The following is a 21,894-nucleotide window of genomic DNA, read 5'->3' as shown; positions in this document are numbered from 1 at the left end:
GCAGCTCCTCTTCGCTGACCGGCGGAAGCAGTCGATTGTAAAGATGTACAGGTAACAACACGTTAGAAACATCATAAAGACCCGGAGGCTTGCGGCCTTTCGGGTTTTTTCGTTATGGGCGGTTAGAGGAGTGCGTGAGTGCCTGATCGAATAAGAGAAGCGGAAAGTTATTACGGAAGCATGTCAACTTTTCATCAGCAGCAATAAACTTTTCAACCCTGGCGCTAAACTTTTCATTCTCAGGCTGAAACTTATCAGAGCTTTCAACTGGCGTTCGCGATAGCGAAAATCTTATCAAACTGGTGGCAGAAGTTTTCATTCTGAGCGTTCAACTTATCATTTCAACCCTGAGGTCGATTTTTCTGTTCAGCATGCATCAATGTCAAAGCAAAGAAAGCTTGATTGGACCCTGAAGCGCAAAAAAGTTTAACATTTACCGGGAAATGTTGAATGTTTACCCGCCTTCGTTAACGCTATTTTCGTTATACCACTCCTAAGTTGATACTCGTAAACATGTACCGGCCATTGTTAAAGCTTTTGCAGCAGAAGTTGAACACCTTGCCGGCAACGTTCATGCTTTCACCGCAAACGTTAACCATTTTCAACCAGCCTTCAGCCGATGTCCTCTGCTTCCCTATACATGCAGCGGCGGCTCCGCCTACACACGAAGAGACCCGGAAAACTGCTTCCAGGTCTCTCTTAATCAGGTTGTCGTTTGCGAGCTGCTCGTTTTTTTAGCAATGTCAGCAAACCGCCGGTAGGAGGCGTGCTGTTTTTCTTCATCGTAAATGTAGGACACGACCATGATTTCATCAGCGGCGAACCGGGACTGAAACTCCTGCAGCTGCCGGGAAACAGTTTCCTCACTGCCGGCAAGCGTCATGCTCGACATCGCCTGGGACATTGCTTTTTCCTGAGGTGACCAAATACCATCCATGGACGCGACAGGCGGCTGCAAAGGCTGCTGCGTGCCGCGGACTACGTTCAAAAAGAACTGCTGCATCGTCGTCTGCTCGCGGGCTGCTTCTTCGTCTGATTCCATCGCGATAACGTTTAGACAGACGATCATATGCGGCTTATCAAGCCACTCGGACGGCTGAAACTGCTCGCGGTATATGCGGATGGCCGCTTCCATCTGCTGCGGAGCAAAGTGAGCAGCAAATGCGTAAGGCAGTCCAAGCCGGGCAGCGAGAACGGCGGAATCTGTAGACGAACCGAGAATGTAAAGCGGTACGCCGGTTCCAACTCCCGGATGAGCTTTCACCTTCCCTTGTATTTCAGGGGGACCAAAATAGTGAAGCAAGTCCTGCACATCATCCGGAAACGAGTGAACCGCCGTATCCATGTGCGTCCGTCTAAGCGCTCTGGCTGTATTCATATCCGTTCCGGGAGCGCGTCCAAGACCGAGATCCACTCTGTCGGGATAAAGCTCAGCCAGTGTGCCAAACTGCTCGGCAACAACGAGCGGAGAATGGTTCGGCAGCATCATGCCGCCGGAACCGACACGGATCGAAGACGTTTCTTCCAGCGTCCTCTGAATCAATAACGGCGTAGCAGAGCTGACCAGGGTCGGCGTATTATGGTGCTCGGCAATCCAGTAGCGGGTGTAGCCGGCATCTTCAACGGAAGCTGCCAGTCTCGTCATAGCATCTATAGCGTCAGCGATCGTTTCGCCTTGTCTGACTGGTGCCAGATTTAAAGCGGAGACAGGTAATGCATGCATATCTATCAGAACCCTTTCTTTTTGTAAGTCATGTAACAGCTTACCAATCCCTCCTCCCTTCGTAAACGATTCTGCTCAGATCTTCATGCAAAGCGGCGAAAACAAACATTCATAAGAAAAGACCCGCCGGATAGCGGGTCTTCATTTAACGGTCTCGGTGTTTCTCATCCACGTCACTATCCTGCGGGAACTTTGGTGCATCCTCTGCTTGTTCGGCAGGATCCTCGGAGCTCATTGGATCCCCAATCTGGCTCGGACCTTCCGGATCGATGCTGCCTTCTGTTTTCTCGTCATCAAAGGCAGCTCCTGCTTCCATCTCCGGAGCCAGAACGACCATCCTGCCGTTGTCGAGCTCGGCCTCAAGTTTCTGGCCCTCTTCACCGGTGATACCGATTTTATCAAACGTAAAGCCTTCCGATCCTCCGTCCTGACCCTTAAATTCTGTCGTTCCTTTAAACGCGGTTTTTATCTTTTCCCAAAAGGACTGATCTTCCTCATTGCCTGTGCCTTCTTCCTGCTGAGGCTCCTCAATGCGTACATTCGTTTCGGACTTCAGCCAGTCTGCCGCATCACTGTCTCCGGCTGCTACGATAATTTCCTCCGGTCTGTGGCCGTCCAATTTTAATGATTCAACGGATTCTCTTACTTCTGACTCTGATGAGAATACTCCGACTACTCGTTTTTTCATGCTGTATGCCTCCTCCTTCTTTTTATCTCCTGTTCGTTCATATTCCCAATAAGTTGAAATAACTAAACATAGGCTGTCAGACTGCCTTTACCGAAGCTGTGGCACTGTATTACACTAAAGAAAGAGTTTGGAAGGAAAGGAGTTTTCATAATGCCGCGCTGGTGGGGGTTTTTTCTCGTGATTACAGGGGCAACGCTCTGGGGTCTTGGCGGAACCGTTTCACAATATGTATTTCAGGAATTTTCAATTCCGGTCAACTGGCTTGTCAGCCTGCGATTAACCGTTGCCGGATTACTGCTGCTCCTTGTACAGGCAGTCTGGAAGGACCGGCGGGAGCTTGTGCGCGTATGGACAACGAAGCAGACCGCGATTCCACTTGTCCTCTTCGGGATATTTGGCATGCTTGCTGTGCAGTACACGTACATGGCTTCTATCAGCTACGGAAATGCGGCCGTTGCCACCCTGCTTCAGTATACGGCGCCGGTGATGATCATCGGCTGGCTCCTGCTCCGCAGACAGTCCAGGCTGACAGTCCGTGATGCCGCTGCGGTCATGCTCGCGCTCGGCGGAACGTTTCTGCTGCTCACAAACGGATCCGTGCAGGCACTATCGGTTCCAGTTCCTGCAGTAATATGGGGGCTTTTGTCCGGTGCTGCGCTTGCCTTTTATACACTTTATGCTGTACCGCTGCTGAAACAGTTCTCGGCGCTTGTCATCGTAAGCTGGGCGATGGTGATCGGCGGCACCCTCCTTTCTTTTTTGCACGCCCCCTGGGATATTCCGGCTGCCTCCCTTCCACTTTCGGCTTGGGCTGCACTCACGTTCATCGTCATTTTCGGTACGATGATCGCCTTCTGGTTTTATATTGAAAGCCTGCAGACGCTTCAGGCAAAAGAGACATCGCTTCTAGGGAGTCTTGAGCCTCTTTCAGCTGTGGCAGCGACAGTATGGTGGCTGCAGGAGCCGTTCGGCACTTATCAGTGGGTCGGCACCTTATTTATCTTCAGTATGATCTTTCTTGTTGCTGTAAAAGAAGAGAAGGCGGTTCCGGCACCGGCTGCGAAAGCTAAGAAGCGGACGCACACCGCTTCTTGAACAGCCTGTCGTACGGCTGATTACTTTGCACGATAGCGCAGCATTTTTAAACAAAACTGCTTAAATTCTTCATAGGATTGAAAGTATTTCTCCCGCCTGTTGTACCATTTACGAATTGTCTCCAGCAGCCAGAGCGGGAGCGCTTTTCCTCTTATTAAACTGTAAACCTCTTCATACGCCTCTTTTAAGTGCTCCCACCGCATGTCGTTTCCTGGCTTGCCGTATTCTGATACATCCAGTATTTTAATTCCGTTTTCCTGCAGCAGAATATTTTTCAAATGAATGTCTCTCGGATTTAAACCGCGCGACCGCACATACTGTCTTGCCTCCTCTACCTCTTCCACGGCAGTCTCCGGAATCTCAGTCCCCTGCAGCAGACAGTCGTAAAAGGTCGTTCCTGCCTCGAAGCTCATTACCAGCAGCCTGCCCTCCTGATACGTGCAGACAGGGAAATAGGCCGAACCTGCAAGCAGCTTATAAATCCGGAACTCTTCAGCTGCCTTCGCTTCTCTTCCCCCTGCGTAAAGCTTCACCGCATACTCCGGATGCTCTGCTGATTGAAAGACGGCAGCATCCGTTCCAATCCCGACACATCTGACACCTTCCGGAATACCGGAAACCAGAACCGGTTCATTATGATCCACTGCTGTGATGCTTATTTGATTCATTTGTTCAAGCCATGTTGTTTCCATTACGGGCCTCCTGTTTGCATGCTGCTAAACAACTGGCTGCAAGCAGCCGATACTAGATATTGCAGTACTTTTTACCTGCATAAATGATACTAAAGGAGCCAGCATCATGAAGCACATACGTACAAAGATTCTAGCAGGGTTTCTCATTATCCTGCTTATTGCCGCCGTTCAGGGAATTGTTAACGGTATGTCTTTTCATTACATAAGCAGTGAATCAGAACAGATTTCAGAGTCAGAGCTTCCGCAGCTGGAGGCTGATCACTTTTTGTCATACGCCATGACAGAGCGGCTCGCGCTTGTCCGCGGCTTTTTGCTCACCGGTGATCCACGATTTGAAGAAAGCTTTGAAGCCGTCACGGCAGAGGCTGATGCGGTATCAGCAGAGGTGCTTCAGCAAACGTCAAACGAAGCGTCGATCGAAGCCATTCAGCAGGCCGAAGCCTGGACGGATGCAGTAAGGGAAAATGTCTTTCCAGTGTATCAGGATGGCCGGGAGCAAGAGGCACTTGCTTACATGAATTCCGCCGGCCGAACCGACGCAGAGGAGCTGATGGCTTATTTTCAGGGAGCTGCTGCCGATCGAAGCAGTCAGGTCGCACTCCGCGCTGAGAATGTAAATGAGTCGTCAAACCTATTGTTCCTGATCGCAGTCGGTGCCGGAGTTCTTGTCATCGTGACCGGCCTCGTTACTGCATTTGTGACAGCAGGTTCGATTGCAAAGCCTGTGCATTCTGTGACGAACAGACTTCGAGAGCTGGCAGACGGCAACCTTTCCGGTCCGGCGCTTCATGTCCGCACAAAAGACGAAACAAAAGCGATGGTAGACTCATTGAATCAAATGACAGAAAATAACCGCATTCTGCTGCAACAAATTGGATCTGTAGCAGCTGAGGTCGAAAATGGCAGCACAAGCCTCGCTCACGCTTCTGAGGATGTTCGGGGCGGATCTGCTCAAATAGCCTCCACTATGGAGCAGCTGGCTGCAGGCGCAGAAAATCAAGCTTCTGTCACGACGACCTTGAGCAGCTCGATGGCTTCCTTCAGCGAAACGATGGCTCAATCGAGCTCTAATGTCGAACAGGCACTTCAGTCCTCTGACGATGTTTTGAAGCTGACGGATTCAGGCACAAACGTGGTTCTTCGTTCAGGTGAATCCATGCAGCGGATTGATGAAAGAATGTCCAGCGCCGTTACCAAAATGGATGAGCTGCAGCTGAAAACCGATAACATTTCCAAGCTTGTGACCGTGATTGAAGATATCGCAGCACAGACGAACCTGTTAGCACTGAACGCAGCTATTGAGGCGGCGCGCGCCGGCGAGCAAGGCCGCGGCTTTGCAGTAGTCGCCGACGAGGTGAGGCGACTCGCTGAGCAGGTCACCGGCTCCGTTGCAGACATCACCAATATCGTTCACAGCGTACAGCAGGATTCTCTCTCCGTCGCAGAATCTCTGCAAAAAGGCTATGAGGAAACGAGCGAAGGCAGCAGCAATATGAAAGCGACCGAGCAGACGTTTACAGCTATTCAGGCGTCGATCACGGAGCTTGCTGATCAAATGAGAGAAATCGGTAAAAACGTAGCCGGTATGTCCGGCCAGACTTCGAAGATTCATGCTTCTCTCGGGGAGGCAGCAGCTTCAGCAGAGGAAGCCGCAGCCGGTATTCAGGAAACAACCGCTTCTGCCGAAGAAACAGACCGATCTATGGAACAGATGGCGTCAAGCGCTTCAAGCCTCTCCGGCAGCGCGAAAAGCCTGCGTACAGAATTAGATCGGTTTCGTTTATCATAATCCCCCGAATACGACAGCAAACGGCACGAAGCCGGCGATCCCTAACTTGATCGCCGGCTTCTGTTGCATTGCTTATGCCTTTGTCCAAGCCGTCTGCAGTGGAATGCCTGCTGCTTCAAGCGTCGTATACACGGGACAGCGCGCATCTGTTTTTCGCTGCAGTTCATCGATCCGCTCGTCTGATTCATCGGTATGGACGGCCGCTTTTACCGTCACTTCCTGAAAATACGGTTTCACGCCTTCTTCTCCCTGCAAACCTCGCAAATCGATATAACCGCTAACCTTGAAGTCGATCTTATCAAGATTAAAATCCATTTCGTCTGCAACCATATGCGCGATGACATTCTCACAGCCTGCAAGAGAGGCAAGCAGGTTCGTCAACGGGTCCTGCCCTTCATCGTTCCCACCCATCGCAGGCGGTTCATCGATGACGATTGTATGCTTGTCCGATGCCACCTCTGTTTTCATTCCTTGACCAGTGCCTGCTACTTCAAAATCTACTCGTTTCATATTACGGACTCCTCCTTTAAATGATTGTCTCTGCTGCTATACCCGACTTTATCCACATTTAAATGTTCCATTTGCGGAACGTTTCGAGGATCAGTCCCTTTCATGATTTTACAAATTATCCGTATTTGGCTGATGGAAAGAGCACGACAGCGCTTATGTCGCTGTTTTGCATCCCACAGTCTCATAGATACTAGAAATCCGCTCTGCTCTTACAGCCGCAAGGGTCGAAACGCTTCTCGGCAGTGTGTTACACTCACCACTAAGTTATTCGTTAGGGGGAGTTATCCGATGAAAAAACAATGGACATTAACAACCGCAGCAGCGTCTGCGATGCTGATTCTCGCAGCTTGCGGCGGCAACGAAGGCAATACAGAAGAAGCACCTGAAAATGGCGGTATGAACAATAATTCCGAACAAGAAATGAACGATGAAGAAGCTGCAGAAGACCCTGAAGGAGCCGATGAGCTTGCTGACATGGGAGAGCAGGACATGCCTGAAGCAGAAACAGATGATCTTCCGGAGGTTGTTGCGGAAGTAAACGGCGAAGAAATTGAACGCGACGAATTCGCGGTTACCTATGAAAACATGTTCATGCAGGCTGCCCAGCAGGCACAGATGACTGGTGAAGAAATTGACCAGCAGGAGCTTCAGGAAGAGCTCGTGCAGAATATGGTAGATCTGGAGCTGATGGTGCAGGAAGCAGAAGAGCAAGGCTTTGAAGCATCGGAAGAGGAAGTGAACGAGCTGTTTGACGAGCTGGCTGCTCAAAGCGGCATGGAATCCGGTGATGAATTTGTTGCAGCGCTGGAAGAACAGGGTGAAGATGTAGAAAATCTGCAGGAAGAAGCAGAAATGCAGATTAAAGTCGATGAACTGATCGCTTCAGAGGCCGGCGACGTTGATCCTTCCGAGGAAGAGGTTGAAGAGTATTACGAGCAGCTCGTCGCCCAGCAGGAAGAAATGGAAATGCCTGAATTTGAAGAAATTCAGCCTGAATTGGAAGAACAGCTGCGCGCTGAACAGGAAGCCGAGTATTCCCAGACGCTGGCTCAGGAACTGCGTGAAAATGCAGATGTAACGATTCACCTCTAACACATTGTTATAACCTAAAGGACCGTTTCAGCAACTTGCTGAGACGGTCCTTTTTGCTGACTGATCCAGTTGACTGAATCCGGAGCCTGGAGTAAATCCGGTGCAGGCTCTTCCCGATCCAGCCCCCACCTTCCCGACAGGCACACACCGACTGTAAGGCTCCGGTATACCTTCCTATTCCCGTTCTGAGCCGTCAGCTAGTGAACGTTTTGTGAAGCTTTTCACGCTATTCTCCTCTGAGCATCGCATCCCGCTCTTCGTCACTCAGATCCCGGTGTACTTCATGGAGCATCCACTGATACCCGAATGGATCCATAAACACTGCATTGGATATGCCGTACTTCTCCATGGTTGTGACAGGCTGCATATTTCTGCATCCGCCTGCTATGGCGTTGTTATACGATTTATGAATGTCCGGTACTGTTACGTTAATCCAGATTGGCAGCGGCTCCTCACCAGAAGGTGCCTTCATGCCGTATGCTTCGTTTTCATCGAGCAGATGTATTTCTGTACCATAAATCGAAAAAATCACTTCATTCTGACCTTGCTGGAGATCAGTTACAGTCAGACGTTGAACATCAAAAATCGTTTCATATAAGCGCAGTGCATCCAAACTGTCATGGACAATCAGATCAATTTCAATACCTGTTTTCATGCGCAGGTCCTCCCCCGTGTTAAAATCGCTCCATTTAAGCTTATCATGTTTATTTAGAGAATACACTTGTACATATGGAATGTATTTTATATAATAGACGCATAAGCACCCCGCTTATTTTTTTACTCCATGGAGTCCCGTCGGCCATCCTTGTGCCACGGGAACTTTTTGTTCAGACGGGCTGATCAGTCTTTTCCTCATTTTATAAAGGAGGTTGTAGACATGGCAGTGATGGACAGAACGAAAGGCACCCGCAAGCTTCTTTACACGAGACGTGCACACCGATTTGAACGAAAGAATAAGTGCATCGACTGCAGAGGCCGCGGCGTTACGAAAGCGTATGTCAGTGAATACAGCTATGAGCCGGCCGAGCAGTGCCGTTCATGCAGAGGTTCCGGAACCTATGAGGATTATAAGCGATATGGGCGAAAATCAATGGCATAAACGAAGAGCGTTCCATTAAACGGGGACGCTCTTTTCTATGCGGCGGCCGGCCTTTTCCCAAACCGCCGCTTCATGATAAGCTTGCATTAAACAAAACGAAAGCTGAAGGTGATGATCGTGGATAAACAGCAGATCGACGGCCAGATTTTAGAGCTGAAGGATGAGTATGTACAGCTGCAGAACAACCTGGATAAGCTTGAGTCCATTGGCGGTAATCTGGCTCCGCTGGAAAAACGGCTGAGCGATATTGAGGTTGAACTGAAGGAATTGAATGCTCGGAAGCAGGAGCTTTCTTAATCGTAAAAGCAGCATGTTCCTTAATAGTGACATGCTGCTTATTATGTAAGTATTCTTCATATAAGGACGCTTCTCTGCAACTCGGCAGGCTTGCCGTGGACGAGCTCCTCAGCTTCCTCACTGCGCTGCGGGATCTTCCAAGCTCGTTCTTCCACAGGCGTCCGCCGGTTTTCGTTTCGCTTCTATTCGATAAAATAAAGGAGAGATCGTTTCGTTCTCTGTCTTTCCGCTCAGCAACAGGAAAGACAAGGTGATTCTTAAGACGCCTCTAAAAGGGGAAAGCTTAAAGACCATCCCGTACGCAAGGAAAAGATAGCGAAAAGACTTTTTTGTTATAAGCGTGTTTTCTTCCTATAAACACCAATCATTAATCATGATCTGCTCAACACTAAAATTCCTCTGGTGTCTTTTATTTTAAATCAATCTACTTCAAATAACATCTGAAACCTATCAAAATTATATGGATAGGCATTTTCTCCGCCAAACTTTTTTGGTTTAAATTCATTGCTATATTCAAACTCTACTTCCCACTTCGTTATATTGAGCACGTTGAATTCATCATGTTTAGCAGAATATCGTCTACGCCATTCACCAATATGCAAGTTTTTAAGCTCATATAAAAAAACGGTTTTTGTCACGTTTTTTTTATGACGCTTTTTGATTAAACCATGTTCTCTAAATTCAGAAAGGGTTATTATATCATTTAAAACTTCTATAACATATTTATGGAAGATATCGGCGCTCTTTTTAACACGAAAGGTTATTTTGCTGATAGAATAAATGTTTTCATCAAATTCAGCTGCTCTCGCTTCAGATTCAGACAAGATGTAAGTTCCCCCTGCTTCAGCATAAGCTTGCTTAGCCATTTTTAAATATTCACGAGTCCAGTAAAGTTGAGTTTCTTCGCTTGGATGCATAAAAATCTTTATATCCTCATACGGGTTTTCCATTGAATTTTTGAGGCTGCCTATCCTTTGCTTAAGTCCCCTTATGGAGGTCATAATCTGCTCTTTTGATTTTCCTTTCAGGTGCTCCTCGTAATACCACTCAGGACTAATCATCAAATTCAACAGCCCCTTTGTATAATTAATTCAATTTTCACTCGAACTTGTTACAGGCTAATTATTTTTACGGTTCTAAATAAAGTTCATTAATTCATTCACAAAAGGTTTAGCAGAAATACATAAATCACATGAAAGCAGAGCTGAAAGAATTATAGGCACGAACATAGGAACTTTCTGACGAGGTAGATGAGTAAATTCAAACAAAGCTGTGTTCTGTGCCTACGAGCGTATGCTTTCCGGAGGGGCCCGTCTCAGCTAACTGGCTCGGTGATTCCGAGCCAGTGGATCTTTGCCTCGGCCTGATCCTCTCGGAGTCAACGCTCTTCGCTTCGAACTTGTTGTTTTAGAAGGTTCGGAGCGATACGTTTTATTCATAGACTGATTCCCAAAAGGTTTAGAGTTAAGTTGCCTTGTAACCTGCACCACGAAAATAGCCTGTTCTTCAGAATCAGCCATGCTAATCCATTAAAGTTGATGGGTATTATCACTCTGAAACTCGTGCTCAAAAGCTGATTCAAGCTTTTCTAAATCATTCTTTAAAAAATCGTTCATCTTTTGTTCGATCATTTCAACAATACTGCTTTCATCTAACTCATCTTGATAGCCATTAGGAAGAATTTCTTTTGAATAAATTGGTGCATATTCAGTATTTAGTCGGTCTTTTGCAATGTTAAACAACTCAGGGTACTTTATCGCCACTTGATGGAGCTTTTCTCTAAGTGCAGGTTCACCTGGACCTATAATGCATTTTAATAGAAGTTGGTTTGGTCTGTTCTGAAACTCAAAGAGCACGATTCGCTTACTTGGCGTCCAATTAGATCCTGAGTGTTCGATAATCGAATCCAATCGCTCTGATGTAAATCGTATAAATGTTTTAATGGAATGATCCAGGATTAAGTTCTTTTCACCTTTAATATCATTTGGAAGTTTGGTTGCTATCTCAGACTGTATATCGGGTTTATATTTGTATATGAGGTCTAAGGCTTTTTTATGTTTTGCATAAATCTTCTTACATATCTGCTCTAACTCCTCATCTCCCACAATGTGCCTCCTCAACATTTCTATGTATTGTGTCAGAAAATCACGTGACCGTTCATTCAAATTTGATTCTCGATGACTCGTGCCTTCTTCAATGAGTTTAATAATCGTAGAGTAATCCACGTTAACCCAACGTTCAGAGTGACTGGCACTATCACCGAATGGAGTTAAGTAGACATAGACAGCCATGTAATCACGGTAGTGGTTATCCACTATCTGTTCGTATTTGTTCAATTGATGGTTAGACTCCTGACTCCATATCTTGTTTTCAATAACGATGACGAGCTGTTCCTTCTCTGAAACTAAAAGAATATCAATGTTCTTCCATTCTCGTTTAACTACGAGATCCGTATAATCAACTAAAGCTATATGCAAGCACTTTTTATGATCAACTTCGTCATCATGGATACGCTGTATAACCATGTTGACTAAGTCTCTCACGATGAAATCATCCATCCCGTGAGATTCATTTGGATCTAATAGCCAAGCAAGAACGTTGCTATGTCGGATCTCCTGATTTACAACTCCAAGCACTTCAAACAAGTTAAATGCAGATGCTTTCGTTTCAATTTGATGAAGAGCTTCTGTATCGAGTAAAAAGTCATTTAGCGAAGTAAGCTCTTTCTCCATATTAATACACCCCTCCTCTTCCATTGAAAAAACCGCTGTCCTGAACAAGTAAGCTTACAACAGTCGGACAACGGTTCATTGTTTATCGGTTTCTTTTACATTGGTAAGTATTAAAAATGAGAAAACAAACGATTGCAATACGCTTAGTTGAGATCTACCTTTTATCGTCTCCTCACTTTACCATCGGGCAACGAATGGACACATACGATCAACTTTAGCTCCTGCAATGCTTCCCCTAGCCAACCGCCCTTCCTTATCGAAGTTCATTATCCAACGGCAGAACTTGTTCATCCAATACTTTTTGCCATTCTCGTTTCATCATTTGAGGGTACTTGAATGGTTTGATTTCGGGATGCTCCGCTTTAAAGGCTTCGTAATCCTTACTTTCAATGATGCTTTTCATATTTGGAATTGCTTCCATGCCGATCATGTACTGGACAGCTGAGGCATGTAGTTCGTAGCTTGAAACACACCAATATTCACTAAACCCTTCAATGATATGCTCTTTTCTATCAGTAAAAAATCGCCGCTTTAAGGCAAAGATATCCTCTTCCTCATCCACTTCTTTCTTATCGATTGCATTTAAAATCTCGTGATACAAGCTTTTCACAATTTCAGCTTTATTTAATTTCTGCAAAGCTTTTTCGATTTCGTCGCGAACTGCCGGATTGTTTGCTTCATACGTTCCTAACAATTGATCAATATAGCTTGAATCAATGTCATATAATTTGGTTGTCGCCTCACTGAAAAATTCGATTCCAGAGAAATCGTCTGATCCCTCGGGGTTATCTCCTTCGGCGGTTTGGACGAGCGATCCTTTCACCGTTTCATAAACCCCGACTTCTTCTTTTAGGAGGCTTACTTGTTCTTGTAATGTATTCGAGGCATCGAAGTCCATATTGTAACTGTCATAGGTGACTAAAGCCTCGTACGCGTTGTTGAGCTCCTGAAAAGCTTTGACGTAATCAACTCGCGTTTCCACCGACTTTTGCTCATCAACTTCGCCTTCTTCTTCAATGATCGATTCCAGCTGTTTATGAGCTTTCTTAAATCGCTTCTTAACGTTCTCATAGCTTGGGTAAATTAAGCCGGATTCTTCTTTCACTTCTGAATATAGCTTTGTTGCTTTCGCTACGTTTTCTTCCATCGTAAAGGGCTTACGGAAAGTAATAATAAGGCCTTTTGTTTTTTCCGGATACGTGCGGTTTGTCCGGGAAAACGCCTGAATTAAACCAGCGTATTCAAGGTTACGGTCAACGAACAGCGTTTGAATCGTTGGCGCATCAAAGCCTGTTAAGAGACGATCCACCACAATGACAAGGTCGATTTGCCGCCCGGGCTGTTTGAATTCAGCCCGTTTTCTAGCCAGACGATTATTAATATCGCCGTTATATCGTTCAATATCTTGTAACGACCAGGCTGTTTTGTAGTACTCGTTATAATCATCGATGATCGCCTGCATCTCTTGCTGCTGCTCGATGGCGTTCTCCATATTCTCGTCGAGAGAGTACGTAATTGCGATACGCGGAAAATCTGGATCATCCATCGACCGCCCCTCTCGGATAGGACGCCCCGGATAGACGTGATTCATCCAATTCTCGTCTTTCGTCATTACTTTAATAGCATGATAGTATCGTTTTGCCATATCAATAGAGCTGGTCGTAAGAATGGCCGATTTCGTCGGCTTCCCATTTTTAAAATCAAATTTTGTATACGCATTATCCGGACGCAGAATCTTTTTTATAACTTTATCAATGTGCTCATCTTGCTCAAACATTGACCTGTCGATATACGACTCTTTTTCGACACCGCTCATCTCGTCAATCTTCACATTGATTGCCTCGTCCTCCGCGTTCGCGTATTGGGAACTCCTCAACTTATGAAAGATCATATTATCTAATGAGGTTGGTTCGATGGTTGTTTCATGCTCCATTTGGAAACCAAGTACGGACCCATCTTCTAACGCGTTTTTAATCGTGTATGTATGAAGGACTTCTCCGTACTGATCAAATGTCGTTCTCGCCAATTTTCCCTTTGCCTGTTTTTTATTATCATCAAAGATCGGCGTCCCTGTGAATCCGAACCATGTAGAGCTTTGGAAAAAAGCCTTTATTTCTTCCATGTTTTCTGCGCTTATTGCACGGTGGCATTCGTCCACAACGAAGACAATGTGCTGTCCCATCAGCTTCTCGTAGCGATTAGTCCCTTTAATTTCTTCCTGTTTCTTCGCATACTTTAACGCTGAATCAAGTTTTTGACGGGTCGTAATAATGACAACATTTGAATTGGCATCGGCAAGGAGCGTTTTACTTAACTCTTTAGCACTTCCCGTTCCAACAATTAAGCTGTTCGCCGGAGTATTTCCAGACGAGATGCCCGTATTAAATTCCGATGCGAACTTTGTAAACTCACTCGTTGTCTGGTTATCCAAGTCTTTACGGTCTACGAGCATGATCGTGCGGTCAATGCCTGACTTCTTCGCCAACAGTTTCGTTGACACAAAGCTCGTCAGCGTTTTCCCGGAGCCTGTCGCGTGCCACACGTAGCCTGACTTGTGCTTATTCGCTGCGGTAAATAAGGCTTCAATGGCATGGATCTGATAAGGATGAAGTACCATCAGCGTTTTGTTGTCCTGATCTTCACTGACGATCGTATAGTTGGCAATGAGCCGGTGAGCATCCGGAATGTTTAGTGCCTGTTTACAAAACTCATACAGGTTCTCCACTTTCTTATTATCTTTCGAACGCCAGCTGAACATGAACTTACGGTGCAAGTTCTTTGGCATCGCATTGGCAAAGTAGCGAGTCGTCTGTTCATTCGAGACGACAAACAGCTGCAGCGTGGCGAAGATATTGCTTCGAAACACACCTTCTTCTGCATATTTCTTAATTTGATTAAAAGCTTGGTACACGCCGTCCTTCGCCGTGACCTTTTTCAACTCAATCTGTACGATCGGGAGTCCGTTAATGAGAAGCGTCACGTCAAAACGACGATCTCGCCCTTCACTGGTCGCACGTTGTTTGGCAACTTGGTGAACGACTTCATAACTCGAGATCCCACCACCAATATCCTGATTAGAATAGAGCACGAGGGATACAAACCCTTCATGGCTGTCTTCCCGCTCAATCGTAATCCGGGCGATACCGTTCTCGCCTTTTAACCACTTGGCTGCATCAAACGGCGTCTGCGTCCGAAAAAGCAGCTCTGTTTTAATCGCGTCAAATTCCTTATCTGTTAAAGGCGTTTCACCAAGTTCAGCCAGGTTATTCTGCGTAATTTTTTGGCGGAGGTTTTTCCATAAGTCCGCCTCTGATTTCAAATCCTCACGAAACGTCCACTGGTTATACCCCTCCCCCAAGACTTGAATCAGATGGTTCTCGATTTCAGCCTCTGAACGATGAGACAGACTCTTCACATGATCACCTCCTAGACAAACATTTTTTGCAAGAATCCTTTTTTGGTTTCTTGTAACAATTCGAGTTCTTTTTCGTGGATGGCAATTGAATCATCAAGGTTTTTGAAGAATTCACCGATTTTTTGTTGTTCTTGAAATGTTGGAATATGTATCTTCATTTTAGCTAGTTGTTTCCCTGATATTTCTGTAAAAGTTGACCCAGCGCCATTTATTTCTCCATATTTCTTAAGTTTATTTGACATTGAATATATAAAATAACTATCGAGTATTCCCTTTTTAGGTACAATCGATTGAAAACCTTGATTGGTTGAAGCGGGATCGGCCAAAATAGCTGTATTTCCTATCCCTGCTCTAGATGTGAATAAAACCGTTCCGACGGGCAAAAGTTTAGCTGAACTTTTTTCTAAGCCTATATTCGTTATCTTTTTACGGCTCGTTCTCACAAATCGTTGTTTTCCTATTTCAGCAGGTGAAAACCAATTAACATCACCATTCCAATATTCATCTATAGTTGTATCAGGAGTGCCACCACCAACAATATCAGCAACATCCCCAAACATTAATAAAGCCCATTCCTCACTAAACCCATCAAACCGAACCTCCGGCACACGTTCGCCATCCTTCGGAAACATCTTCTGCAAAAAGCCTTGTTTGGTTTCTTTTAATAATGTGATGTGTTGTTGCTGAAGGGCGATGCGGTCGTCGAGATTCTTGAAGAAGTCGCCGATTTTTTGTTGTTCTTCATAATCTTTAGGCCCGTTATAACTATACTGATTCAATTCATCTCTATTGATTTTTGGCATTCCAGTTCTTCTAGATACCGATACAGAATACTTATAAAAATCAGATGTTTGTATAATTGTATACAAATATAATTGACTAATTCCATTTTTCGTATTTAATACATACGTATCAGCACTAGCTAAACCTTCAAAAACAGCAAGATTAAACTTCGCTAACTGAGGATTTATTTTTCCATAAAGTATATCACCGGCATTAAAATGAAATTTACCACTAATTAAATTATCCTCTTCCACAGTTTTAACATTGTTGTATAGTCTTCCAGAATAAGATTCTATATTCCCTGGTCCTACATGCATTAAATTATCAAAATCACCCGATTTTGGATCAACCATGTTGGTTGACATGTTCACCGTTTCGCACCATTTATAATTAATCCATTCACTACTAAACCCATCAAATCGAATCTCAGGCACCAGCTTATTTGTCATAACCAAACACCTCTAATGCTCCTTGAATCCACTCTGCATCTTCTTCGCTGTGTTGCAGAGAAGAAATGTTCTCAAATAGGCTTTTTTGCAGTGCCTGTTTTTTCTCTTGAATCTTTTTCATTTCAGTTCCTACAGCTTTCAAATCGACAGGCTCTTCTTCTTCAAATGTATCGACGTAGCGTGGAATATTCAGGTTATAATCGTTCTCCTTAATTTCTTCAAACGTCGCAAGATGCGCGTATTTCTCAACGGCTTCACGCTTGTTATACGTATCCACGACCTTCTCAATGTTCTCTTTGGAGAGCTTATTCTGATTCTTGCCTTTAATAAACTCACGGCTCGCATCAATGAATAATACATCCCGGGTGCTTCGGTTCTTCTTCAGGATCAAGACCGTTGTTGGAATCGATGTTCCAAAGAACAGGTTTGGTGGCATGCCAATGACTGCATAAATGCTGCCGTCTTCCAACAACTTCTGCCGGATCGTACCTTCCGCAGCTCCTCTGAAGAGAATCCCGTGTGGCAAAACAATTGCCATGGTTCCAGTCTCTTTTAAGTGATAGTAGCCATGCAGTACAAAGGCAAAATCTGCTTTCGATTTCGGAGCAAGCTTACCGTAGCGGTTAAACCGTGAATCATCGAGAAACGTATCATCCGCCGACCACTTCGCTGAGTATGGTGGGTTCATGACAACTGAATCGAACGTATACGGTTCATCGGTTGGCCAGTCCTTATTGAGCGTATCCCCATTTCGCACACGCATTTCTTCCGGATCAACGCCATGGAGGATGAGGTTCATCTTCGCCAGGTTGAACGTCGTTGTGTTGAGTTCCTGGCCATGGTACTTCACCTTATCCGGGTGGTTGAGATAGTTTCGTACATTCAGCATCAACGATCCTGATCCCATCGTCGGGTCAAAGACACTGAACCACTTCTTGTCTTCCTGACCAATCGCCACAATTTGCGACATCATATCCGATACCATATGCGGGGTATAGAACTCGCCGGCTTTCTTTCCAGCTTCAGAAGCAAACTGACCGATCAGATACTCATAAGCATCCCCAATGACGTCACCCTCATAGCCAATGAGATCAACATCATTTAGCTTTTTAATCACATCGGTCACGGTGACATTTCGTTGCTGATCATCTGACCCCAGCTTCTTCGACTGCAGATCCACGTCATCAAACAACCCACTGAACGCATCATACTTCGTGGATAGCTGAATAAACGCTTTGTTCAGATCATTTAACTGAAACACATTCTTCATCGCTTGTTCTGAAAGTACGTTGAACAAGTAGCGAGGTTCGATATCGTACCCTAGCGTATCTACTACTGTCGCCACCAGATCTTCGCGCGTATCGTCATCCGTTAATAGCTCTTGATATAATTCCGTTTGTTTTTCAGGTGTATCATATGTATCCAGTGATTCATCTGCCAGTTCGACTACTTTTAACAAAAGTTTGTCGGATAAATACTTGTAAAAGATCAGTCCCAATAAATAGTTTTTGTACTCTGATGCATCCATTTTACTGCGAAGATTATCCGCAGCACTAAATAGCTTTGAATTTAACTCTGCTCCCATTTCTAAACACTCCTTCAATGAATTCACACAACTATTTTAACACGTTTACGTAAATGAATTGCTACTCATAGGCATTTTGAGATACGACCCGATTTATAATCATTCTGCGATTTAAATCATCGAATCATAGTTACTATTAACTGCCTTTGTTAAGCTTAACCGTTGAAGTGACGGATAAAACAACTCACTCTCCTAATGAAGCATGGTAAGTTCAAATTTCGCTAATGTTCATATGAACGAGATAGTTATTGTCTCCGATAAAAATGAAAAAGCAGCATGCCGCCTCCTGGTGACATGCTGCTTTATTCATATTTGATTTGCTGTAAGCGCTGTTGTACCAAAACCGAACTATACCGGCTGCTCCGCCTGTTCAAACTGCTTCAGCAGTGCCCGCACTTCATCTGTTGATTTCGTCTGCATCAGTTCGTTTCGAAGTGCGCTGGCGCCTCGAAATCCTTTTACGTATATCTTGAAAAAGCGGTGCAGCTTCGTGATCGGGCGGGGCACTTGCTCTGCGTAATAGTCCTGAAGGTCGAGCTGCAGCTTCAGCAGATCCAAATACTCCTGGCTGCTGTGCTCTCTTTTCTCTTTTTCAAAAGCGAACGGGTTTTTGAATATTCCTCTCCCGATCATAATGCCGTCTACTCCGTATTTGTCAGCAAGCTCAAGACCGACCTGCCGATCGGGAATGTCTCCGTTGATGGTAAGCAAGGTCTCCGGGGCGATCTCATCCCGCAGCTTGGTGATTTCTGGAATCAGCTCCCAGTGGGCATCCACTGCGCTCATTTCCTGCCTCGTGCGAAGATGAATAGAGAGGTTTGCCACATTTTGCTTGAGAATGTGCGTAAGCCATCCCTTCCACTCCTCCACTTCTGTAAAGCCGAGACGGGTCTTCACGCTTACCGGCAGCCCACCGGCTTTTGCCGCTTGAACGAGCTCTGCTGCGACATCCGGCCGGCGGATCAGACCGCTGCCTTTTCCGCTTGATGCCACATTCGGCACGGGACAGCCCATATTAATGTCGATCCCCTTAAAGCCCATTTCCGCCATCCCTACGCTCATTTGCTGGAAATACTCAGGCTTGTCTCCCCAGATATGGGCTACCATCGGCTGCTCATCTTCCGTAAATAACAGACGCCCGCGCACGCTGTCTCTTCCCTCTGTATGGCAGTAGCTGTCTGAATTCGTGAACTCGGTAAAAAAGACGTCGGGACGCGCAGCTTTACTGACGACGTGCCGAAACACGACATCCGTCACATCTTCCATCGGTGCTAATACAAAAAACGGCCGCGGCAGGTCGCGCCAGAAATTCTCTTTCACAATCAATCAACTCCACTTACTATAAATATCATAAAAGAAATTCGACTTTTTCTCATTTTATCAAGCTAGCTGGATGTTAACAATGCAACGCACTCCACATGCGTCGTATGCGGAAACATATCAACCGGCTGGACTTCTTTTGTTTCGTATCCTTTTTCTGCGAGGATGCTCAGATCGCGGGCAAGGGTCGCCGGGTTGCAGGAAACGTAGACGATTCGCTCCGGTGCGAGCTCGGTCATCGTGGTGAGAAGCGATTCGTCACAGCCTTTTCGAGGCGGGTCGACGACGATAACGTCGCCACGGATTCCCTGCGCCTGCCACCAGGGCATGATGCTTTCTGCTTCACCGACGAAGAAATCAGCGTTCTCAATATGGTTAATTTCCGCGTTTCGCTTCGCGTCATCGACGGCATCCGGAACGATTTCCACCCCGTATACGCGTCGCGCTCGGCCTGCAAGAAACAAGCTGATCGTGCCGATTCCGCAGTAGGCGTCCATCACCGTTTCCGTTCCGGTTAAAGCTGCATACTCCAGCGCCTTCCCGTAGAGCACATCGGTCTGCTCCGGGTTTACCTGATAAAAGGAGCGGGCGGAAATAGCAAAGCGAACACCGTTGATTTCATCGTGAATGACGCTTTCTCCCCAAACGACGTTCGTTTCGTCGCCAAAAATAACGTTCGTCCGCTTCGGATTCACGTTGTGCATGATCGACTTCAGGTTCGGGAAGGTGTCGCGCAGCTTGTCGGCCAGCTGTTTTTTATTCGGAAGCCCCTTATCTTTCGTGATCAGCACGATCATCAGTTCATCCGTCGTTTTGGCGTGCCGGATAACAACGTGGCGAAGCTGTCCTTTATGTTTTTGCGGATCATAGGCGCGAATGCCAAGTTCCGACGCTGCTGCTTTCACGAGATTCATCGTGCGATCTGCGTCCGGATGCTGAATCAGACACTCGTCGGTATCGACGATGTCCTTACTGCGCTCAGCATAAAAGCCGCTTACGATCTGCCCCTTTTGCTCGCCGATTGGAATTTGTGATTTATTCCGGTAGCGCCACGGATCCGCCATCCCTAGCGTTTCATGCACTGGAACGTCTGTTAATCCGCCGATCCGGGCAAGTGCTTCTTTAACGACATTCTGTTTATACGCAAGCTGGCCGCTGTACGTGAGATGCTGCAGCTGACAGCCTCCGCATCGTTTGAACACCGGACATGGAGGTTCCGTTCGATCGCTGCTCGTTTCATGCAGCGTCAGAAGTCTGCCAAATGCAAAGTTCTTTTTCATCTGAACGATTTTAATGTCGGCTTCTTCCCGGGGAAGTGCGCCTTTAATGAATACCGGAAAACCGTCTATTTTTGCGACCCCGGCTCCGTCGTGCGTTAAATCCTCGACTAACACCCGGTACTGTTCGTTTTTTTTCACTGGTGCCTGCTGTTTCATGTACGTACGTCCTTTCTCTTTTCAGCTTACCCGATTGTAACACATTCCGGCTGTTTGAAAACGGACTTGAAGCTGGTATGATAGGTTAGGACAATCATGCATACAGAAAATTAGAGGTGGAATCATGGCTACGTTAAAACGAAACGATCCCTGCCCATGCGGCAGCGGAAAAAAATACAAAAAGTGCTGCTTAAAAAAGCTGGAAACAAAGTCTAAATTCGATATGGCAGATGTGCGCGCATTTAATGAACTGCTTCCGAAGCTGTTTGACTACAGCAAGGCATTTGATGATCAAATTAAAACCGAGTACGACAAAAAAACTGCTGCGTTTGAATCATTGGCCGTACCGGATGCCCGCGCCTTCTCCCAGCTCCTCTTTCACTGGATGCTGTTTAACTGGAAACTCAAGGATAAAACGATTCTGGAGCGGTTTGTCGATGAGCATCACGACAGCTATACGCCCGCATTCCAGGAGTTCCTTGGGGCGTGGCAAAAGCTTGAGCCGAGCCTGTTTGAAGTCGTTCACGCAGACAGCGAATATATCGCGCTGAAAAACGTCTGGACGGATAAGTCGCAGACGATTCAAAAGACGCCTTCCTCGCAGACGATCGAAGGCGGTTCCTATGTGATCGGCTACCTTTATCCGACTCCCGACGGACCGGCTCTCGGCAGCGATGCTGTTGAACTCCCGTCGAAGCTTGCCGAAGCATTTCTGAATGAATGTACCCGGGTGGAGATAACCAAACAGAAGCATTTTACGAAGCAGTTTGATCAGCTGCTGCAGCTGCTTGGTGCTGTCTTGGAAACCGGACCCGTCTTCGATAAACAGGAGGCTTATGAAACGATCCTGTCTGAGCTGTCTGCTCGAAAGCGTGTCCGTGCAGCCTCTGCATCCATGCTGCGCCGCTTTCTTTATCAGAAAGCACCCCGCATTACGAAACCAGCAGCCTATGCAGCCTCTCTGCACTATTGGGCTGCAAGAGAACTCCCGGATGAGGAGCCTCTTTCCCAGCAGGCCTGCGCGGAGCAGTATGGTGTCTCGAAAAGCACAATCTCTGCAAAGGTCAAGCAGCTCACTGCCTTTGAGCAATCTTAATGGAAAACGAAAAACCAGATTAAATCAACAAAGCCGGCGATCTATTCCAGATCACCGGCTTTTCTCATGTCGCTTTTTAACATCGGCAGAGTA

The 21,894-nt window shown here is 46.2% G+C and carries 18 protein-coding genes and 1 pseudogene; 7 read left to right on the top strand and 12 right to left on the bottom strand.

Going from position 1 to position 21,894, the window contains the following annotated elements; translation table 11 throughout:
* Positions 1–703 precede the first annotated feature (703 nt).
* On the bottom strand, positions 704–1,723 hold the full coding sequence (locus tag ACFO4L_RS00190; protein WP_377907615.1) for an LLM class flavin-dependent oxidoreductase: 1,020 nt from the start codon (positions 1,721–1,723) through the stop codon (positions 704–706).
* A gap of 145 nt (positions 1,724–1,868) precedes the next feature.
* Positions 1,869–2,411 carry a general stress protein gene (locus ACFO4L_RS00185; RefSeq protein WP_377907614.1) on the bottom strand — a complete coding sequence of 181 codons (543 nt, stop codon included), beginning with the start codon at positions 2,409–2,411 and terminating at the stop codon, positions 1,869–1,871.
* A gap of 150 nt (positions 2,412–2,561) precedes the next feature.
* Between ACFO4L_RS00185 and ACFO4L_RS00180 the strand changes: the two genes are divergently transcribed.
* Positions 2,562–3,506, top strand: coding sequence for an EamA family transporter (locus ACFO4L_RS00180; protein ID WP_377907613.1), 945 nt, complete (start codon positions 2,562–2,564; stop codon positions 3,504–3,506).
* Positions 3,507–3,526: 20 nt separating this feature from the next.
* Here the strand turns inward: ACFO4L_RS00180 and ACFO4L_RS00175 are convergent, their stop codons facing one another.
* Positions 3,527–4,198, bottom strand: coding sequence for a phosphotransferase family protein (locus tag ACFO4L_RS00175; protein WP_377907612.1), 672 nt, complete (start codon positions 4,196–4,198; stop codon positions 3,527–3,529).
* 106 nt (positions 4,199–4,304) lie between these two features.
* On the opposite strand from ACFO4L_RS00175, the pseudogene ACFO4L_RS00170 reads away from it, so the two are divergent.
* Together ACFO4L_RS00170 and ACFO4L_RS00165 are read left to right on the top strand one after the other, a co-directional pair.
* Positions 4,305–5,036: pseudogene (locus ACFO4L_RS00170) on the top strand (MCP four helix bundle domain-containing protein); the annotation flags it as partial.
* The gene (locus ACFO4L_RS00165) at positions 5,016–5,987 is read left to right on the top strand and encodes a methyl-accepting chemotaxis protein (protein WP_377907766.1); all 972 of its coding nucleotides are present in this window, start codon (positions 5,016–5,018) and stop codon (positions 5,985–5,987) included. The pseudogene ACFO4L_RS00170 and the gene ACFO4L_RS00165, both read left to right, overlap by 21 nt.
* 72 nt (positions 5,988–6,059) lie before the next feature.
* On the opposite strand, the gene ACFO4L_RS00160 is transcribed toward ACFO4L_RS00165, so the two are convergent.
* Positions 6,060–6,497: an OsmC family protein gene (locus tag ACFO4L_RS00160; RefSeq protein WP_377907611.1), complete on the bottom strand. Its 438-nt coding sequence runs from the start codon at positions 6,495–6,497 to the stop codon at positions 6,060–6,062.
* Positions 6,498–6,785: 288 nt separating this feature from the next.
* Here ACFO4L_RS00160 and ACFO4L_RS00155 point away from each other — a divergent pair, with 288 nt between their 5' ends.
* On the top strand, positions 6,786–7,589 hold the full coding sequence (locus tag ACFO4L_RS00155; RefSeq protein ID WP_377907610.1) for a SurA N-terminal domain-containing protein: 804 nt from the start codon (positions 6,786–6,788) through the stop codon (positions 7,587–7,589).
* A gap of 226 nt (positions 7,590–7,815) precedes the next feature.
* Here ACFO4L_RS00155 and ACFO4L_RS00150 read toward each other — a convergent pair whose 3' ends face one another.
* Positions 7,816–8,244, bottom strand: coding sequence for a VOC family protein (locus tag ACFO4L_RS00150; protein ID WP_377907609.1), 429 nt, complete (start codon positions 8,242–8,244; stop codon positions 7,816–7,818).
* A 222-nt stretch (positions 8,245–8,466) separates the two neighbouring features.
* On the opposite strand from ACFO4L_RS00150, the gene ACFO4L_RS00145 reads away from it, so the two are divergent.
* Together ACFO4L_RS00145 and ACFO4L_RS00140 are read left to right on the top strand one after the other, a co-directional pair.
* Positions 8,467–8,688, top strand: coding sequence for a hypothetical protein (locus tag ACFO4L_RS00145; RefSeq protein WP_168008178.1), 222 nt, complete (start codon positions 8,467–8,469; stop codon positions 8,686–8,688).
* A gap of 117 nt (positions 8,689–8,805) precedes the next feature.
* Positions 8,806–8,985, top strand: a complete 180-nt coding sequence (locus ACFO4L_RS00140) for an SE1832 family protein (RefSeq protein ID WP_377907608.1) — start codon at positions 8,806–8,808, stop codon at positions 8,983–8,985.
* A gap of 419 nt (positions 8,986–9,404) precedes the next feature.
* Here the strand turns inward: ACFO4L_RS00140 and ACFO4L_RS00135 are convergent, their stop codons facing one another.
* The 7 genes from ACFO4L_RS00135 to rlmD form a co-directional block, all read right to left on the bottom strand.
* Positions 9,405–10,049 carry a hypothetical protein gene (locus ACFO4L_RS00135; protein WP_440898575.1) on the bottom strand — a complete coding sequence of 215 codons (645 nt, stop codon included), beginning with the start codon at positions 10,047–10,049 and terminating at the stop codon, positions 9,405–9,407.
* A 465-nt stretch (positions 10,050–10,514) separates the two neighbouring features.
* Complete coding sequence (locus tag ACFO4L_RS00130; protein ID WP_377907607.1) at positions 10,515–11,717, bottom strand: PDDEXK-like family protein; 1,203 nt, start codon at positions 11,715–11,717, stop codon at positions 10,515–10,517.
* A gap of 253 nt (positions 11,718–11,970) precedes the next feature.
* Positions 11,971–15,132 carry a type I restriction endonuclease subunit R gene (locus ACFO4L_RS00125; RefSeq protein WP_377907606.1) on the bottom strand — a complete coding sequence of 1,054 codons (3,162 nt, stop codon included), beginning with the start codon at positions 15,130–15,132 and terminating at the stop codon, positions 11,971–11,973.
* 11 nt (positions 15,133–15,143) lie between these two features.
* Positions 15,144–16,364, bottom strand: coding sequence for a restriction endonuclease subunit S (locus ACFO4L_RS00120; RefSeq protein WP_377907605.1), 1,221 nt, complete (start codon positions 16,362–16,364; stop codon positions 15,144–15,146).
* The gene (locus tag ACFO4L_RS00115) at positions 16,354–17,949 is read right to left on the bottom strand and encodes a type I restriction-modification system subunit M (protein ID WP_377907604.1); all 1,596 of its coding nucleotides are present in this window, start codon (positions 17,947–17,949) and stop codon (positions 16,354–16,356) included. The genes ACFO4L_RS00120 and ACFO4L_RS00115 overlap by 11 nt, the downstream gene beginning before the upstream one ends.
* Positions 17,950–18,297: 348 nt before the next feature.
* Positions 18,298–19,269 (bottom strand): tRNA dihydrouridine synthase, encoded by a 972-nt coding sequence (locus ACFO4L_RS00110; protein ID WP_377907603.1) that lies wholly within the window; start codon positions 19,267–19,269, stop codon positions 18,298–18,300.
* 65 nt (positions 19,270–19,334) lie between these two features.
* Entirely contained in the window at positions 19,335–20,705 is a 1,371-nt protein-coding gene (rlmD, locus tag ACFO4L_RS00105) for a 23S rRNA (uracil(1939)-C(5))-methyltransferase RlmD (protein WP_377907602.1), read from the bottom strand.
* A gap of 124 nt (positions 20,706–20,829) precedes the next feature.
* On the opposite strand from rlmD, the gene ACFO4L_RS00100 reads away from it, so the two are divergent.
* Positions 20,830–21,801 carry an SEC-C metal-binding domain-containing protein gene (locus ACFO4L_RS00100; protein ID WP_377907601.1) on the top strand — a complete coding sequence of 324 codons (972 nt, stop codon included), beginning with the start codon at positions 20,830–20,832 and terminating at the stop codon, positions 21,799–21,801.
* The last annotated feature ends 93 nt before the right edge of the window (positions 21,802–21,894 follow it).

Source organism: Bacillus daqingensis (assembly GCF_042654445.1).
GTDB lineage: Bacteria > Bacillota > Bacilli > Bacillales > Salisediminibacteriaceae > Alkalicoccus > Alkalicoccus luteus.
The sequence above is the reverse complement of the archived record's forward strand: the minus strand, read 5'-3'. Positions and strand labels throughout refer to the sequence as shown.

What these genes read in the sequence shown, in the direction of transcription:
- ACFO4L_RS00155 (WP_377907610.1), top strand. Translation starts at nt 6,786, where the DNA reads ATGAAAAAACAATGGACATTAACAACCGCAGCAGCGTCTGCGATGCTG.
- ACFO4L_RS00120 (WP_377907605.1), bottom strand. Translation starts at nt 16,364, where the DNA reads ATGACAAATAAGCTGGTGCCTGAGATTCGATTTGATGGGTTTAGTAGT.
- ACFO4L_RS00115 (WP_377907604.1), bottom strand. Translation starts at nt 17,949, where the DNA reads ATGGGAGCAGAGTTAAATTCAAAGCTATTTAGTGCTGCGGATAATCTT.
- ACFO4L_RS00165 (WP_377907766.1), top strand. Translation starts at nt 5,016, where the DNA reads ATGGTAGACTCATTGAATCAAATGACAGAAAATAACCGCATTCTGCTG.
- ACFO4L_RS00185 (WP_377907614.1), bottom strand. Translation starts at nt 2,411, where the DNA reads ATGAAAAAACGAGTAGTCGGAGTATTCTCATCAGAGTCAGAAGTAAGA.
- ACFO4L_RS00175 (WP_377907612.1), bottom strand. Translation starts at nt 4,198, where the DNA reads ATGGAAACAACATGGCTTGAACAAATGAATCAAATAAGCATCACAGCA.
- rlmD (WP_377907602.1), bottom strand. Translation starts at nt 20,705, where the DNA reads ATGAAACAGCAGGCACCAGTGAAAAAAAACGAACAGTACCGGGTGTTA.
- ACFO4L_RS00130 (WP_377907607.1), bottom strand. Translation starts at nt 11,717, where the DNA reads ATGGAGAAAGAGCTTACTTCGCTAAATGACTTTTTACTCGATACAGAA.
- ACFO4L_RS00180 (WP_377907613.1), top strand. Translation starts at nt 2,562, where the DNA reads ATGCCGCGCTGGTGGGGGTTTTTTCTCGTGATTACAGGGGCAACGCTC.
- ACFO4L_RS00145 (WP_168008178.1), top strand. Translation starts at nt 8,467, where the DNA reads ATGGCAGTGATGGACAGAACGAAAGGCACCCGCAAGCTTCTTTACACG.
- ACFO4L_RS00150 (WP_377907609.1), bottom strand. Translation starts at nt 8,244, where the DNA reads ATGAAAACAGGTATTGAAATTGATCTGATTGTCCATGACAGTTTGGAT.
- ACFO4L_RS00100 (WP_377907601.1), top strand. Translation starts at nt 20,830, where the DNA reads ATGGCTACGTTAAAACGAAACGATCCCTGCCCATGCGGCAGCGGAAAA.
- ACFO4L_RS00190 (WP_377907615.1), bottom strand. Translation starts at nt 1,723, where the DNA reads ATGCATGCATTACCTGTCTCCGCTTTAAATCTGGCACCAGTCAGACAA.
- ACFO4L_RS00160 (WP_377907611.1), bottom strand. Translation starts at nt 6,497, where the DNA reads ATGAAACGAGTAGATTTTGAAGTAGCAGGCACTGGTCAAGGAATGAAA.